We start from the raw sequence: 16,892 nt of genomic DNA, 5'->3' as shown, positions 1-16,892 counted from the left end.
TTCATGAGTAAAAATGCCAATTTTGTCAGCAAGTCCCGACCAACCATTTTGGTTGTCGACGATTTACCGGAGAACATTCATGGTCTGCTGGAAGCCTTGAAGGGCGACTACGGCATACTGGTTGCCACCGATGGCCAAAAAGCTCTGGACTTGGTATTCGGCCCCACCCCGCCGGATTTATTGTTGCTGGACGTGATGATGCCGGGCATGGACGGTTATGAAGTCTGCCAGCGTATCAAGGAAAATCCAGCCACCGAAGCGATTCCGATTTTGTTCGTGTCGGTGGTTGACGCCGCGATCGAAAAAATCCGCGGCTTTTCGTTGGGGGCTGGGGACTACATCACCAAACCCTTCGATATCGACGAAGTTCGCGCCAGAGTCAAAACGCACCTGGAACTGAGTCGCCTGCGGCGCGCGCTGGAAGGTCGCCTGCACCGGCTCAACGAGTATACTCGGGCAACCGATGCCGCCAACATCGTCTCGCGTACCGATGCGGCCGGCGTGATCACCTTCGTCAACGATGCCTTTGTCGATACCTACGGTTACAGCCGCGACGAAGTCATCGGAAAAACGCATAAACTCATCGCCGATCCGGATACGCCATGCAGTTTGTTTCGGGAAATGTGGCAGACCATCGCCGGCGGCGATGTTTGGCGCGGGATTTATTGCAATCGCCGCAAGAATGGCGACACGGTTTACATCAACAATACCATCGTACCGGTAGTCGGCGCCGACGGCCGCCCCAGCGAATACATGTCTTGCAGCGTGGACGTCACTTGCTTGATACACCAAGAAGAACTGATCCGCGAACAAGCCACCGACAAATTGACCGGACTGCCCAACCGCGTCAAATTGATGCAGGACCTGGAAGCCGCCACCCGTCCTTTGCTCGGCATGATCAATATCGACCAATTCAAGGCCATCAATGACTTTTACGGCTTGGCCAACGGCGACAAGGTTTTATTGGAAATCGGCCGACGTTTGGACCGGATGGGCGGCGGCTGGGTCGAAGCCTACCGCATTGGCGGCGATTTGTTCGCGATGCTGGCGGTTGGCGACGATTGCACGCTGGAGCAGTTCGCGTCCTTGATAGCCCGCATCATGCGGCACTTGGAGGAAGAACCGGTCGATTGCGACGAGGACCGTATTTTCATTCAAGTCACTGCCGGGATTTGCCAGGGTACCGACAACTGTTATACCCATGCCGCGCTGGCGTTGGCCAGGGCCAGGGCCGAACAACGCGATTACCTGATCTACGATGAGGAAATGGAGGTCAAATCGCATTACCGCGACAACATCCGCTGGAGCCAAAAGATTCGCTCGGCGTTAGCCAGCGGCCGGATCGTGCCCTACTACCAGCCCATCGTCGACAATGCCACCGGCCGGATTGTCGAATACGAAGCCTTGATGCGGATGATAGACGAGGACGGCACGGTGATTCCACCTACCTTTCTCGGCGTGGCCAAACGCTCCCGCCAATATACGGCGCTGACCAAAACCATGGTCAACAAAGTGATCGAGGCCTTGCCCCATTGTAGCGGTTTGATGGCGCTGAATTTAACCGTCGAAGACATCATCGACGCCGATACCGCCGCGTTTCTGTACGATCGCCTGTCGCCGCCGGAGGTTGGGCCGCGCATCGTCTTGGAAATCACCGAGACCGAAGGTATCGAAAATTACGGCGAGATCGCCGAGTTTATTGAAAAGCTGAAGGCCCGAGGTTGCCGTTTCGCGATCGACGATTTCGGCAGCGGCTATTCCAATTTCGCGCATTTGTTACGGCTGAAGATCGATTATTTAAAAATCGACGGTTCCATCATCATGAACATCATCGATAGCCGCGATTCGCAAGCGATCGCTCACGTCATCGTCGATGCGGCGCGGCGCCTGGGGATGAAGACGATCGCTGAATTCGTCGGCAGTCCGCGTATCCAGGCCAAGGTCAAGGAACTGGGTATCGATTATTCCCAGGGCTATTACATTGGCCAGCCCTCGCCGGTGGCGGCCGCCAGCTATACCGAATCGGACGCGTGAAGGCATGCCGGACCAAAGCTCAGCTCCGTTCAAATGGCTTCGGTCGATGCCAGCGCAGGCTGGCCGGCTGGCCGGTATCGGCCTGTTGAGCGTGGCGTGGTGGCTGCCGGCTCGGGCCGACCCCAGCATGGCGACGCTACGCGGGCGGGTCGAAATGCCCGGCTTAGCCGATCAAGCGGGCGCCCAAATCATCGTCACCCATTTGGGTCGCGGCTTTTCGACCCGCACCGTGTCGCGCGAGGGCGGCAGCTATGTGTTGATGGCATTGCGGCCCGGCCGCTATTCGTTGAAAGTATTGGCGCCGGATGGCCGCAGCATCGAGCAGGCGCTGACCTTGCAAGTCGGACAGGCCATGACGCTGGACTTGGCGGTCGGTGCCGAAGCCGGCACCGAATCCGCTTCAACCGCATCGGAAATCCGCAACCCGGAGCTGGCGACCTACCTGACGCCGGAACAAATGCAACGCTTGCCGCAGATCAACCGCAACTTCCTGAACTACGCCGATCTGGCGCCCGGCGTCAACGTGGTAACCGATCAGGACGGCAGTACCCGCTTGCAAAGCGGCGGTCAGCGTCCGGACAGCGTCAATCTCTATATCGACGGCGTCAGCCAAAAAAATTACGTGGTGCGCGGCGGCGTGGCCGGCCAGGATTCCAGTCGGGGGAACGTGTTTCCGGAATCGGCGGTCGCCGAATACAAAGTGATTAGTCAAAACTACAAAGCCGAGTTCGATCAAGCCAGCGGCGCGGTGATTTCGGTGCAGACCAAATCCGGCGGCAATCAGTTTCACGGCGAGACCTTTTACGACCACACCAATCAAGATTTGCGCGCCGCCACGCCCAGCGAAACGCTGAACGGACGCTACGACAATATGCAGGCCCAATACGGCGTGACCTTGAGCGGACCGATCGCCCGCGACGTGGCGCATTTTTTCGTCGCTTACGAGCGCAAACAAAACGACGATTTCGCCGGCGTGCGCACTGCGGACGGTGGGGCGCTGCCGGCCCGCTACCAATCCCTGCTCGGCGAGGCGAATCGGCCGTTCGAAGCCGATCTGTTCTTCGCCAAACTGGATTGGGCGCTGGACGAGCGCAACTCGCTAGAGGCTTCGTTTAAATTGCGCGACGAAACCCAAATACTGGGTATCGGCGGCGGCAATGCCGAACCGAACGCGCTGGACAAGGGCAACGCCGAAAAGCGCCTGGACTTCAAATATCAATACACCGCCGAACACTGGGTTAACGAAGCGCGCTTCACCTACGAGGATAGCCATTGGCGGCAACAGCCGGCGCATTTGAATGCCGGACAGTTGCTACAGCGTTTGGATGGTAGCCTAAGCGGCGGCAATTTAAGCAGCGTCACGGTTCTGAACGGCGGCGGCGCCGGTAACTTTCAAGACAAAGGCCAACGCGGTCCTGGCTTGCAAGACGATTTGACCTTCAGCGGCTTGAATTGGCACGGTTCGCACGTCGTCAAAGTCGGCGCAAAGCTGAAGTACATCGAATTGAACGCACTGGAACGCGATCCCTACAATCCGCAATTCAGCTACAACCTGAACAACCCGGACGGGACGCCCTACCGGGTCACTTGGGCCGCGCCGATGGCCGGACTGGGCGACGGCAACGGCGCGACATCGACCGACGTCAGTCAAGTCGGACTCTATCTACAAGACGACTGGGAATTGAATCGACATCTAAGTTTAAGTTTGGGCGCGCGCTGGGATTACGAATACAACCCCGGCTACTTGAATTTCGTCACGCCGACAGGCGTGGCGAGCGCGTTGCGCGACTGGAGCAATATCGCCGGCGGCCGCGGCGGCTACAATCTCGAGGATTATCTCAGCAACGGCCATAACCGCCGAGCCGACGCCGACAACATCGCGCCGCGCCTGGGTTTTGCCTACGACTTCGACGGCGATCAGCGCCACGTCGTGTTCGGCGGTTATGGGAGAGCCTACGACCGCAACATTTACGACGTGTTGCAGTTGGAGCGCACTAAAGGCAGTTACCCGTCGTTCAGCGTGGCGTTTCAAGGCGATCCGAACTACGATTGCGGCGCGGCGGCCGACTGCATCGCCTGGGATCCGGCCTATTTGAATTACAACGGCGAGCAACTCAGCGCATTGACCGGCGCCACCCCGGCCAGCCGGGAAATCAACTTAATGCGCAACAACCTGAAAACGCCGTTCGCCGATCAATTCAGCCTTGGCATCCGCAACCGTATCGGCGATTGGTATACCGAACTGGCGGTGTCGCACGTGCATAGCTACGATGGTTTGGTGGGCGTGCTGGGCGGACGTAATGCCGACGGCAGCTTTTACCGGGCCGGCAGCGACCTTGGCGGTACTTTTCAAGCGGTTCCGGGCTACGGTCAGTTGATCCTGTTCGACAACGGCGTGCAAACCAAAACCAATTCGGTGTATTTAAAAGCCGAGAAGCCTTACGTCAAAGAAAGCGGTTGGGGGGCTAGTTTTGCTTATACCTATACCGACTCTCAGGAAAACAAGCCGCAATCCTTCGTGGATAACAGCAGCTATTTATTTGAAAAGCCGGATACTCACAGCGTCGGTTGGCTCGATACCTCTGGAGTACGCGCCCATAAAATCGTAACCACCGCAAGCGTCGATTTACCGTGGGATGTGGTCTTCGCCGCCAAATTGACGCTGGCCACGCCCGAAACCCGCTACGGCATCAATTGCACCAGCGGTGCCTGCCGTTTCGATACCTACACGCCGCGTGGTTACGACTTTATTTTTCCCGGCGAATGGTGGGGCTATCGGCAATTCGATATTGCGTTAATCAAAAATTTCGACACTCCGCGAGATACGCGATTTAAGTTACGTTTGGACGTCTTGAACTTGTTCGACTTCAAAAATTACGGCGCTTTTAATAGCAACTTCGCCTCGACCGACTTCGGCGCGCCGACGTCGATTTTGGCCGGTCCGCCGCTGACGCTGAAATTGACGGCGCGGCTGGAGTTCTAATGCGCGCTGCCCGCATTTCGGCGATCCGTTGTCGCCTTATCGCCTTGTGGGCGATGTGTTGGTTGGCTTGGCCGGTGGCGGCGGATAGTGCCGACGCGAAAATCAAGGCCGGATATTTGTTTAATTTCACCCGGCTGGTCGAATGGCCGACACCCGGCGACGAACCCTTGCATGTTTGCGTGGTCGGCGCCGACGCGGTGGTCGAACAACTCGGCGAATTGGCCAGCCGCGATAGTAAGGGTAGAGCCTTGCAAATCTGGTCGGGAACCGAGGAGTTGCAGATATGCCAATTGCTGTACATCGATGGGGATTCGGCGATGTTGCCGGGACTGTTACAGCAAACGAAGAGCAGGGCGGTGCTGACCGTCAGCGACCAACACGGATTCGCGGCGCGCGGCGGCGGGATAGGCTTTTACCGCGAACAAGATCAGATTAAAGTCGAAATCAACCCCCAAACGGTCAGCGGCGCTCAACTCAAGGTTAATGCCTTGTTGATGGAAATTGCCCGTATCGTCGTTCCCTCCAAACCTTGAAAACCATGCCGGTCCGCTCACTCGACGTCAATATCAAAACTAAATTGGTGCTGATTATCTTGGTAACCAGCCTGGTCGCGCTGTTACTGGCCGGAACCGGTTTCGTCGTGCACGAGCGCATGCGTCTGAAAGAAGATATGGCCAAGGACTTGCAGTCGTTGGCGCGGATTGTGTCCGGCCGCAGCACCGTCGCCTTGTCCTTCGGGGATCCGGGCGTCGCCGAAGCCAATCTTAGCGCGTTGGGCGTCAAGCCCGCGGTGGTGTCCGCCTGTATTTACAACGCCGAGGGCGGCTTATTCGCCGAATATCGGCGGGGCGAATCTTGTCCGGCCTCGTGGCCGGCGCGGCAACAGGTCGGACTGGCGGTTTTCGGTGAGCAATTTTGTCGAATGGCCGAGGATATCGAATTGGACGGTCAGCATGTCGGACGGGTGTTGATCGTGGCCAGTTTGGCGGAACTGAATAATCTCTGGCGGGGTTCGTTGATCGCGGCATCGCTAATCGTGGTATTGGCGGGTGCCATCGCATTTTTGATGGCTTCGCGCTTGCAAAGGGTGATCTCGGCGCCGTTGGTTAAGCTAAAAAAACCGTCGAGACCATCAACCGCAGCCAGGATTACACGCTGCGCGCCGAGCGCCACAGCAACGACGAACTCGGCGCATTGATTTCAGCGTTTAACACCATGATCGCGACGATCGAAAACCGCGATCGCCAGTTGGCGGAAAGCCGCCATCAACTGGCGGCGGTCAATGAGGATCTGGAACGCCGAGTGGCGGCGCGGACCGCCGAGCTGGCCGAAACCAACGTCAAACTGGCGCACAACGGCGCGATATTGACGACGGTGCTGGACAGCATGTCGCAAGGCTTGATTGCCTTCGACGCCAATTTGAAATTGCTGGTGTGGAACAAGCAATTGGCGCTCGTGCGCGGCTATCCGGAAGAATTGTTGCAAACCGGCCGCGATCACAGCGATTTCGAACGTTTTGATTTACATGGCGATGCCTTGCGTTACGCCGAAACCAAGGCCGAGTTGCGCGAGGCCCTGGAAAGAATCAGTCGCTTTCAACCACACCGCTACGTGTGGACGCGGGCCGACGGCAAGGTGTTGGAAATCAGCGGCGGGCCGATTTCCGACGGTGGTTTCGTCAGTACCTACGAAGACGTCACGTTACGCAAACAATACGAAACCGCGCTGAAGGAAGCTCGCGATGCTGCCGAATCGGCCACTCAAACCAAAAGTCAATTTCTCGCCAATATGTCGCACGAGATCCGCACGCCGATGAACGGCGTGCTGGGCATGCTGCATCTTGCGCTGCAAACCGAACTCAGCGCGTCGCAGCGCAACTATTTGGCCAAAGCATATAGCTCGGCTAGGGCCTTGTTAGGCATCCTTAACGACATTCTGGATTTTTCCAAGATCGAGGCCGGTAAACTGACGTTGGAGCAAGCCGAATTCCGATTCGATGCGGTCGTCGATCAATTGGCCGATGTCATCGGGTATCAAGCCGGCTTAAAAAATATCGAGTTTTTGATTCGGCACGACCCGGAAATTCCGTCGCTGTTAATCGGCGATCCGTTGCGTCTTGGGCAGGTGTTGACCAATTTGTGTAGCAACGCGTTGAAATTTACCGAGCGCGGCGAATTGGAACTGGCGTTTCACGGCCGCGTCGTCGCGCCGACCGAAATGGAGTTGCTGGTCACGGTGCGGGATACCGGCATCGGCATGTCGCGAACCGACCGCGATAAATTGTTCACCGAATTTACTCAGGCCGACCAAGGCACTAGTCGGCGCTTTGGCGGTACCGGCTTGGGACTGGCCATTTCCAAGAAACTGGTGGAAATGATGCGAGGCCGAATCTGGATCGATTGGTCGGAGCCGGGTCTGGGGACGACGTTTTGCTTTACCGCACGTTTGGGTATTGTCGGTGACGGCGCGCTGCGGCCGCAATCGCTCGAGGACAAGGTTGGCCGGCTGTTGACCGACGTCCGGGTGTTGGTGGTGGACGACAACGAAGCGTCGCGGGAAATCATTGCCGATATGCTCAGGCCGTTCGGCGTACGCATTGGGGTTGCCGCCAGCGGTGCCGAAGCCTTGACCGAATTGCGCCAAGCGACCGCAACTCAATCCTACGAACTGGTGTTGGTGGACTGGCACATGCCGGGTATGAACGGCGATGAAGTGGTGGAACAAATGCGCGCCGACCCTCGCTTGGCCGGGCTTAAGGCGATCATGGTCACCGCTTACGGCAACGAGGACGTCATGCGCCTGGCGGACAAGGTCGGCATCGACGGTTTCTTGATCAAACCTGTCTCGCCGTCGTCTTTGCTGGATGCCATCCTGTCGGCCTTGGGACGTGGCCGTATCCAGGGCATGGCCGACAAATTCAAGCCGCGCCTGACAGGTGGCGTGGAAACCGGACCATTACACGGTCGCCACATCTTGCTGGTTGAGGATAACGAAATCAACCGTGAGTTTGCCGGCGAATTATTGCGCGGACACGGCCTGGAGGTAGACGAGGCAGTGAATGGCGAGGAGGCGGTGCGGAAAGTCTGTCAGACAGCTTACGACGCGGTGTTAATGGATATTCAGATGCCGGTGCTGGACGGCTTGGAAGCGGTACGGCAAATCCGGTCGCTAACCCAAGCCGACGGCGCCGACCGCTTCGGTGCGATGCCGATTATCGCGATGACGGCGCACGCCATGGCGCAAGACGTCGAAAAAAGTCTGCAAGCCGGCATGAACGACCATATCACCAAACCGATCGATCCCGAGCGTTTGCTGGCTTCGTTGACCACCTGGATCGCCGGCACCGGGAGCCAGACTCCCCAGCCTCGGCAACGGCTAGCGTCGCATACCCGGCGGATCTGCAGTGTTTACGGCATATCGATGTCGCGCAGGGCATTCGGCGCATCGGCGGCAATTCGGAGGCTTATCGGCGGCAATTGCTGCGATTTTTGGCGCATTACGCCGACTCGGTGACAGAACTGCGTGCTTCGATCGAAGCGGGGCGTTTCGAAGAAGCGGAAGCGCATTGCCACGCGCTGAAAGGCGTCAGCGGCAACCTGGGCGCGCAAGCCTTGTTCGAAGCGGCCTCCTCTGTTGACGCGGTGTTAAAGCAAAGCCACCCGCCGGCCGAAGCGCAACTCGCCGACTTGGAGCAATGCTTGGCGCGGATTATCCTCGAATTGACCGATTTGGCGGCGAAACAGCCGGAAAACGTGGTGGAGCCGAAACCCGTCGTCAATACCCAGGAAGTCGCCAAGGCCGCCGAGCGTTTGGCGAGGATCTTGGACACCGATCTTGGCGCGGTAGAATCGGCGCTCGCGGAGCTGCGGGCGCTGGCGGCAGGGGGGATGGCAGGCGGAACTTGACGCGATCGCCAAATCAATCGATCGCTTTGCAATCGACGAAGCCCAGCTACAATTAGCGCGGTTGCGCGATGGCTTGCAGCCGGAAAACCCATGAAGATGTCGAGCTACCACGGATAGGCGGGGAATGGAGAACATTCAGTACTCTAAAACACGAACTCCTCTGTCTTTTTTCAACTTCAAGCATGGGCCAAGTCGTAGCAGTGGCGACCGTGCATTTAGATTTACCTGCCGCGCGGCAATATCTTACAATTCGGCAGCCTTGAGCTAACAATAATTACTTTTAGGAGGATGGTTATGTTAAAAATTCGTTTGCTGGTCGCCGCGTTGGCGATGACCGGTTCCTTGTCCGCATCAGCCGCGGAATCCTTGCCGGCCAGCGCTCCGGCACCGGAAAACAATCCCACCACAGCCGAAAAAGTCTCGTTGGGAAAAATGCTTTACCACGATCCGCGATTGTCGTCGACCGGCACCGTGGCTTGCGCCTCTTGCCACAACACCATGCTGGGCGGCGAAGATAATCGACCCAACTCGATGGGCGTGAACGGTCAAACCGGTGGACGTAGCGCGCCGACGGTCTGGAATGCGGCTTTCAACGCAGTGCAATTTTGGGATGGCCGCGCGGCCAGCCTGGAAGAGCAAGCCGCCGGTCCAGTCACCAACCCGATTGAAATGGGCATGAAAAGCTGGGACGACGTGGTAGCTCGCCTGAAAACCATCGAAGGCTACCAAGATGCGTTCGAAAAAGCCTTCGGCAAGGACTCGATCAGTAAGGATAATGCGACCAAGGCTATCGCGGCTTACGAACGTACGCTAATTACGCCTAACAGTGCTTACGACAAATATGTCGAAGGCGGTACCAACGCCATGACCGAACAACAAGTACGCGGCATGAAAAAAGCCGTCGAAATCGGTTGCACCAGTTGCCACAGCGGTCCAGCCTTTAACGGTGCCGGCATGTTCCAAAAATTCCCAGTGAATTCCAACGGATATTTCGAAGCGCAATACCATTTCCAAAAAGATTTGGGCCGCGCCGAAGTCACCAAAAGCGATGCCGACAAGCATTTCTGGAAAGTGCCTACGTTACGGAATGTCGCTCTGACCGCACCGTATTTTCACAACGGCTCCGTGAAAACCTTGGACAGAGCCGTATGGTTGATGGCAAAACTGCAATTGAATAAGGAATTGTCCGACGCCGAAGTAGCCGACATCGTCGCATTTTTGAACGCACTGAGCGGCGAATTTCCGACACAAAGCATGCCGCATCTCCCCGGCACGCCAGGCAAGGCTTTCAACTAATCCGGGCTGTAAGTCAAACAAGGGGCCGGAAGGCCCCTTTTTTATTGTCACCGACGATGGTCCTTGCCTCAGCAAATGCGCCACGCCAATTAAAGTCTCCGACGAGTACTATCAGCTCGAAAGCCGGGGCTGATTGGGTCTATTGTGCGATTTTTATAGCGATGGTGGCGTTTTATCCTAAAAAGGGCAGTTGGCGTGTATTGCGGGCCGTTCGTGCTGAGCAACGTCGAAGCATGGACGGCTCGCAATACACTCACCAAACGGGTGAATGAAAAATCCCGCGCGCCCTTCGACAAGCTCAGGACGAACGGGATTTTTCATCGCCAAACTGCTCTTTTTAGGTTTATGGAGCAAGCACAGGGAACGAGTAGGCTCTTCCCCGAGCGAGCGTATCGGTTGCGGGTTCTTGTCGACCAAAGGCCGCATCTCTACCCTAAAATCCCGCCGGACGACTAAAATAGGCGCGCTAGCTTTGTTGTCAAAGACTCAAGGTTGGCGATTCTAGAAGCGATCTTGCAGCGATTAATTTAGTAAGTAATTGACCTATATGAATAAAATTAAAGTACTCTTTGTCTGCATGGGCAATATTTGCCGATCGCCGACGGCGGAAGGCGTGTTTTCCAATTTGATCGAAAGTCAAAATTTGGCTGATCGCTTTCAGATCGATTCCGCTGGCACGCATGCCTATCACGTCGGCGACGCGCCGGATTTACGCGCGCAAAAAGCCGCTCGCGATCGCGGCGTGGAATTGAAACACCTGCGCGCACGCAAGGTATCGGCAGCGGATTTTGCCCATTTCGACCATATTTTGGCGATGGATAGCGAAAACCGGGAGAGTCTGACCGAGCTTTGTCCGCCGGATCATCGGCATAAAATCCGTTTGTTTTTGGAGTATGCGCCGCATCTACTGGAGCATGAGGTCCCCGATCCGTACTATGGCGGCAGTTACGGCTTCGAACGGGTATTGGATTTGGTCGAACAAGCCTCCGAAGCCTTTCTGGAGTCCCTGCGTCAGACCGGTCGTTTGTAACCATCCAAAGGAGTTAGGACATGGCCATAGTGGCAAACACGGTTGCTTATCTGGATCAAGAGACCTTGCTGGAAGGGTATTTCGCGTACGACGACGCGGTTAGCGGCCAGCGCCCGCTGGTATTGATTCATCACGCTTGGGGTGGGCGGGACGAATTTGTCGCCGGCAAGGCTCGAAAATTGGCTGAATTGGGCTACTTGGGGTTTGCGGTCGATATGTACGGAAAAGGCGTGTTAGGCAGCGGCCCCGATGAAAATGCCAAGTTGATGCAGCCCTTCATGGCCGATCGCGCCTTGTTGCAGCGTAGGACGCTGGCAGCGCTGGCGGCGGCCAAATTATTGCCGTGGGCCGATAATCGCAAAATTGCGGCGATCGGCTTTTGCTTCGGCGGTTTGTGCGCGTTGGATTTAGCCAGGACCGGCGCCGATATTCAAGGCGTGGTGGCCTTCCACGGTCTATTCTCGCCGCCCGCCAACATTCCGGAGCCCATGATAAAAGCCAAGGTTTTGGCCTTGCACGGTCACGACGATCCGATGGTGCCGATGGAGCAGGTTATCGCGCTGCAAGCCGAATTAACCAAAGCCGGTGCCGATTGGCAACTGCATAGCTACGGTCACACCCTGCACGCGTTTACCAACCCGGTGGCCAATAATCCGGGGTTCGGCACGGTGTACCAGCCGCTCGCCGACCGGCGTTCGTGGCAAGCGATGCAAAACTTTTTGGCGGAGATTTTTGCCTGACGTGGCAGGGGGCGTTTGCTATAATTGCCGGCTTTACAAACCTGTCGGTACTGAGTAAATGGAATTGACAACTCAGGCCCACCCGTCGATGCGCTTGCCGTCGACCGCTATGGAATCACGGACCCATGTCAGACTTCGCTAAAGAAATCATTCCTGTCAATCTCGAAGACGAGATGAAACAGTCCTATCTCGATTACGCGATGAGCGTCATCGTCGGTAGGGCGCTTCCCGATGTCAGAGACGGCCTGAAGCCGGTGCACCGCCGCGTACTGTACGCGATGAGCGAACTGGGCAACGATTGGAACAAACCGTATAAAAAATCCGCCCGCGTCGTCGGTGACGTGATCGGTAAATACCACCCGCACGGCGATACCGCGGTTTACGACACCATCGTCCGAATGGCGCAACCGTTTTCGCTGCGTTACATGTTGATCGACGGTCAGGGCAACTTCGGCTCGGTGGACGGCGATTCGCCGGCGGCCATGCGGTACACCGAAGTGCGGATGGCAAAGATCTCCCACGAGTTACTGGCCGACCTGGACAAGGAAACCGTCGATTTCGTCGCCAACTACGACGAGTCAGAATCCGAACCCACGGTGCTGCCGACTAGGGTACCCAATCTACTGGTCAACGGCTCTTCCGGCATCGCGGTCGGCATGGCCACCAATATCCCGCCGCACAACCTCGGCGAAGTGGTCGGCGCCTGTTTGGCCTTGATCGAAAATCCCGATTTAACGATCCCCGAGCTGATGGGGATCGTACCCGGCCCGGATTTTCCGACCGCCGGCATCATCAACGGCGCGTCCGGCATACACGAAGCGTATGCCACCGGTCGAGGCCGAATTTATCTGCGCGCCCGTTGCCATTTTGAGGACATCGGCGACAGCGGTCGGCAGGCCATCGTCACGACGGAACTGCCGTACCAAGTCAACAAAGCCCGCTTGCTGGAAAAAATCGCCGAATTGGTCAAGGAAGGCAAGCTGGAGGGCATTTCCGGATTGCGCGACGAATCGGATAAGGACGGCATGCGGATGGTCGTCGAATTGCGGCGCGGCGAAGTGGCCGACGTGGTGTTGAACAATCTCTACAAGCAAACCCAGTTGCAGACCGTATTCGGCATCAACATGGTGGCTTTGTACGACGGTCGGCCACATTGCATGAATTTAAAGGACATTCTGGCCGCCTTCATCGACCATAGACGCGAAATCGTGACGCGCCGGACGATCTTCAATCTACGCAAGGCGCGCGAGCGGGCGCATATCTTGGAAGGTCTGGCGGTAGCACTGGCCAATATCGACGAGATGATCGAGCTGATCAAAACCTCGCCGAATCCGCAGGAAGCTAAAGTCGGGTTGTTGGGACGATCCTGGAATGCCGGTCTGGTGGCGTCGCTACTGGACCGCGCCGATGCGGATCGCTCGCGCCCGGAAGACTTGCCGGCGGAATTCGGCTTGGCGAACGGCCTATATCGGCTGTCCGAAAATCAGGCTCAAGCCATTCTGGATTTGCGCCTGCATCGCTTGACCGGGCTGGAGCAGGAAAAAATCGTCAACGAATATCGGCAATTGCTGGAATTGATCGACGAATATTTGTTCATCTTGGGCAGCGACGTGCGCTTGATGGAAGTCATCAAGGAAGAATTGGAAGAAATCAAAAGCCAATATGCCGATGCGCGCCGAACCGAAATCGTTCAGGATTATTCCAACCTGACCGCTGAAGATCTGATCACCGAGGAAGACATGGTGGTGACCATGTCGCACGAGGGTTACGTCAAAACCCAGCCGCTGACCGATTACAAAGCGCAACGGCGCGGCGGTCGCGGTAAATCGGCGACGGCTACCAAGGAAAACGATTTCATCGAAAAACTGATCATCGCCAACACCCACGACACCATCCTGTGCTTCTCGTCGCGCGGCAAGGTCTATTGGCTGAAAGTGTACGAGTTGCCGGTAGCCAGCCGAGCCTCGCGCGGTAAGCCTTTCGTCAATTTGTTGCCGCTGGAAGAGGGCGAACGCATCAACGCGATGCTGTCGGTTCGCGAGTACAGCGAGGACAAATACGTGTTTATGGCGACGATGGCCGGTACGGTCAAGAAAACCCCGCTGACTGAATTCGCGTTCCAATTGGCGAAAGGCAAAATCGCGATCGATTTGCGCGATAACGATACCCTGGTCGGCGTCGCGCTGACCGACGGCCGTCAAAACGTGATGTTATTCAGCAGCGACGGTAAGGCGGTCTGTTTCAACGAAAGCGACGTACGTTCGATGGGCCGGGTTGCGGCCGGTGTGCGGGGTATCCGCTTGCAGGAAGGCCAAAAAGTGATTTCGCTGATCGTCGCCAGCGAGGGGACGGTATTGAATATCACCGAAAACGGCTACGGCAAACGCACCAAGCTCGAAGAGTTTACCCAGCACAAGCGCGGCGGTCAGGGACTGATCGCGATTCAAACCTCGGAACGCAACGGCGCGGTGGTCGGGGCGGTGCTGGTCAACGACACCGACGAGATCATGCTGATTACCGACGGCGGTACCTTGGTCCGAACCCGCGTCAACGAAATTTCGGTGGTGGGTCGCAATACTCAGGGCGTCACGGTGATTCGCCTCGATAAAGGCGAGAAAGTGGTTGGCGTCGACCGCATCGAAGCGCTGGGCGACGAAGAAGGTGATCTCGACGACGAAAGTCCGGATAGCGACGCGGCACCGTCGACAGGAGAGGAAGAATAATGGCCAGGATCTACAATTTCAGCGCCGGTCCGTCGATGTTGCCGGAACCGGTATTGCAACAAGCCCAACAGGAAATGTTGGATTGGCGGGGCAGCGGTATGTCGGTGATGGAAATGAGCCATCGCGGTCCGCACTTCATGGCCATTGCCGAGCAAATGAAGAACGATCTGATCGAACTGCTGGCGGTACCGGCCAATTATCGGGTGTTCTTTCTACAGGCCGGCGCCAGCGCGCAATTCGCGATGATTCCGCAAAACATCCTGAACGGCAAAACCAAAGCCTGTTACGTTAATACCGGCGCTTGGTCCACCGCGGCGATCAAGGAAGCCGGCAAATATTGCGAAGTCCAGGTGGCGGCCAGCGGCGAATCGACCGCGTTCACGACAATCCCAGCCTACGCGGACTGGCGAGTCGATCCGGCAGCCGCCTACTTGCACTACACTTCCAACGAAACGATACACGGCGTCGAATTTAACGATATTCCGGACGCCGGCGACCTGCCGCTGGTTTGCGATATGTCGTCGAATATCCTGTCCAGACGGGTCGATATCGGCCGCTATGGCTTAATCTACGCCGGCGCGCAGAAAAACATGGGGCCGTCAGGCGTGACGGTAGTCATCGTCCGCGACGATTTGGTGGGCTTGGAGGCCAAGAATACGCCGGCCGTGTTCAGCTATGCTCAGCAGGCCAAGGCCGATTCGATGTTGAACACGCCGGCCACCTACAACTGGTATTTGTTGGGTTTGACGCTGCAATGGCTGAAAGGCGAGGGCGGCGTCGTCGCGATCGAACAACGTAACATCCGCAAAGCCAACAAACTTTACCAAGCCATCGACGATTCCAGTCTGTACCGCAATCCGGTCGATCCGGCCTGCCGGTCACGGATGAATGTGCCATTCGTATTGGCCGATGCAACGCTGGACAAAGCCTTCTTGGAGCAAGCCGAACAACAAGGCTTGAGCACGCTGGCAGGCCATCGTTCGGTGGGCGGCATGCGCGCCAGCATCTATAATGCGATGCCGGAAGCCGGCGTCGAGGCCTTGATCGAATTCATGGCCGAGTTCGAGCGTACTCATTAAGGCTTATGACCGCGATCATTCCTTTGTCCGAACTGCGCCAGCGTATCGATGCCATAGATCGGCAAATTCTCGACTTGATCAATCAGCGCGCCAGTTGCGCGCTGGAAGTCGCGCGTACCAAGCAGGCCGAAGGCGAGACCGGCAGTTTCTACCGCCCTGATCGCGAGGCGCAGGTGTTGCGGCGCATCATGGAGATCAATCCTGGCCCGTTAGGCGATCAGTCCGCCGCGCATTTGTTCCGGGAGTTGATGTCGGCTTGCCTCGCTCTGGAAAAACCGCTGGAAGTCGCCTTCCTCGGCCCTGCCGGCACCTTCTCGCAACAGGCGACGTTTAAGCATTTCGGACACGCGGTCCAGGATACTCCGGTCCCGACGATTCATGAAATCTTCCAGGCGGTCGAGACCGGTCATTGCCAGTTCGGCGTCGTGCCGGTCGAAAACTCCACCGAAGGGGTCATCGCCCATACGCTGGACCGCTTCATGGACAGCCCCCTGCAAATCTGCGGCGAGGTCGAAATCCGCGTCCATCAGAATTTGCTCGGCAAGATGGAGGGCTTGGTCGGGATTGGCGAAGTGTTTTCCCATCAACAATCGCTGGCCCAGTGCCGGCAATGGTTGACCGCCAATCTGCCCGGCGTGCCGTGCACCGCGGTTAGCAGCAACGCCGAAGCCGCGCGCTTGGCATCGCTGGACCACGGTAAAGCGGCGATCGCCGGCTTGACGGCGGCGGAATTGTACGACTTGAACGTGATCGCCAGACACATTGAAGACGAAGCCAACAACACCACACGTTTCATCGTCGTCGGACGCTTGCAACCGGTTTCGACCGGTTTCGATAAAACCTCGATTCTGGTTTCGACCGGCAACCAACCGGGGGCATTGCATCGGATTTTGGAGCCGTTCGCGGAGTATGGCATCAGCATGACCCACATCGAATCCCGGCCGTCCCGCCAGGGTTTGTGGGAATATGTGTTTTTTATCGATATCGAAGGGCATCGCGATGACGACGATGTCGCCAAGGCACTGAAAACCTTGGAGAACAACGTCAAAATGCTGAAAGTGCTCGGCTCGTATCCCAAGGCAGTCATTTAATCTTTTTGCTT

At 57.0% G+C, this 16,892-nt stretch carries 12 protein-coding genes; all 12 read left to right on the top strand.

The genetic code is table 11. The annotated features are described in order from the left end of the window. Positions 1-3: 3 nt before the first annotated feature. The 12 genes from ACP4CD_RS05260 (at position 4) to pheA (ending at position 16,881) form a co-directional block, all read left to right on the top strand. Positions 4-2,034 carry an EAL domain-containing protein gene (locus ACP4CD_RS05260; RefSeq protein WP_426993833.1) on the top strand — a complete coding sequence of 677 codons (2,031 nt, stop codon included), beginning with the start codon at positions 4-6 and terminating at the stop codon, positions 2,032-2,034. A 46-nt stretch (positions 2,035-2,080) separates the two neighbouring features. Further along, complete coding sequence (locus ACP4CD_RS05255) at positions 2,081-5,017, top strand: TonB-dependent receptor (RefSeq protein ID WP_426993832.1); 2,937 nt, start codon at positions 2,081-2,083, stop codon at positions 5,015-5,017. Then, a complete protein-coding gene (locus ACP4CD_RS05250; protein WP_064027637.1) occupies positions 5,017-5,550 on the top strand; it encodes a YfiR family protein in 534 nt (177 codons plus the stop codon). Before ACP4CD_RS05255 ends, ACP4CD_RS05250 begins: the two co-directional genes overlap by 1 nt. Before the next feature lie 5 nt (positions 5,551-5,555). Next, positions 5,556-6,215, top strand: coding sequence for a CHASE sensor domain-containing protein (locus tag ACP4CD_RS05245; protein WP_426993831.1), 660 nt, complete (start codon positions 5,556-5,558; stop codon positions 6,213-6,215). A 17-nt stretch (positions 6,216-6,232) separates the two neighbouring features. Continuing rightward, the gene (locus tag ACP4CD_RS05240) at positions 6,233-8,530 is read left to right on the top strand and encodes a response regulator (protein ID WP_426993830.1); all 2,298 of its coding nucleotides are present in this window, start codon (positions 6,233-6,235) and stop codon (positions 8,528-8,530) included. Further along, positions 8,527-8,922 (top strand): Hpt domain-containing protein, encoded by a 396-nt coding sequence (locus tag ACP4CD_RS05235; RefSeq protein WP_426993829.1) that lies wholly within the window; start codon positions 8,527-8,529, stop codon positions 8,920-8,922. The genes ACP4CD_RS05240 and ACP4CD_RS05235 overlap by 4 nt, the downstream gene beginning before the upstream one ends. 294 nt (positions 8,923-9,216) lie before the next feature. Continuing rightward, positions 9,217-10,218 carry a cytochrome-c peroxidase gene (locus ACP4CD_RS05230; protein WP_426993828.1) on the top strand — a complete coding sequence of 334 codons (1,002 nt, stop codon included), beginning with the start codon at positions 9,217-9,219 and terminating at the stop codon, positions 10,216-10,218. Between the two features lie 547 nt (positions 10,219-10,765). After that, positions 10,766-11,248, top strand: a complete 483-nt coding sequence (locus tag ACP4CD_RS05225; protein ID WP_064027631.1) for a low molecular weight protein-tyrosine-phosphatase — start codon at positions 10,766-10,768, stop codon at positions 11,246-11,248. 20 nt (positions 11,249-11,268) lie between these two features. Then, the gene (locus ACP4CD_RS05220; protein WP_064027629.1) at positions 11,269-11,988 is read left to right on the top strand and encodes a dienelactone hydrolase family protein; all 720 of its coding nucleotides are present in this window, start codon (positions 11,269-11,271) and stop codon (positions 11,986-11,988) included. 125 nt (positions 11,989-12,113) lie between these two features. Further along, positions 12,114-14,711: a DNA gyrase subunit A gene (gene gyrA / locus ACP4CD_RS05215; protein ID WP_313727860.1), complete on the top strand. Its 2,598-nt coding sequence runs from the start codon at positions 12,114-12,116 to the stop codon at positions 14,709-14,711. After that, positions 14,711-15,790: a 3-phosphoserine/phosphohydroxythreonine transaminase gene (gene serC / locus ACP4CD_RS05210; RefSeq protein WP_426993827.1), complete on the top strand. Its 1,080-nt coding sequence runs from the start codon at positions 14,711-14,713 to the stop codon at positions 15,788-15,790. The genes gyrA and serC overlap by 1 nt, the downstream gene beginning before the upstream one ends. A 5-nt stretch (positions 15,791-15,795) precedes the next feature. Beyond that, complete coding sequence (gene pheA, locus ACP4CD_RS05205; protein ID WP_064027623.1) at positions 15,796-16,881, top strand: prephenate dehydratase; 1,086 nt, start codon at positions 15,796-15,798, stop codon at positions 16,879-16,881. Positions 16,882-16,892: the final 11 nt, after the last annotated feature.

This window comes from Methylomonas stagni, assembly GCF_050154735.1.
GTDB classification, from domain to species: Bacteria; Pseudomonadota; Gammaproteobacteria; order Methylococcales; family Methylomonadaceae; genus Methylomonas; species Methylomonas koyamae_A.
The sequence above is the reverse complement of the archived record's forward strand: the minus strand, read 5'-3'. Positions and strand labels throughout refer to the sequence as shown.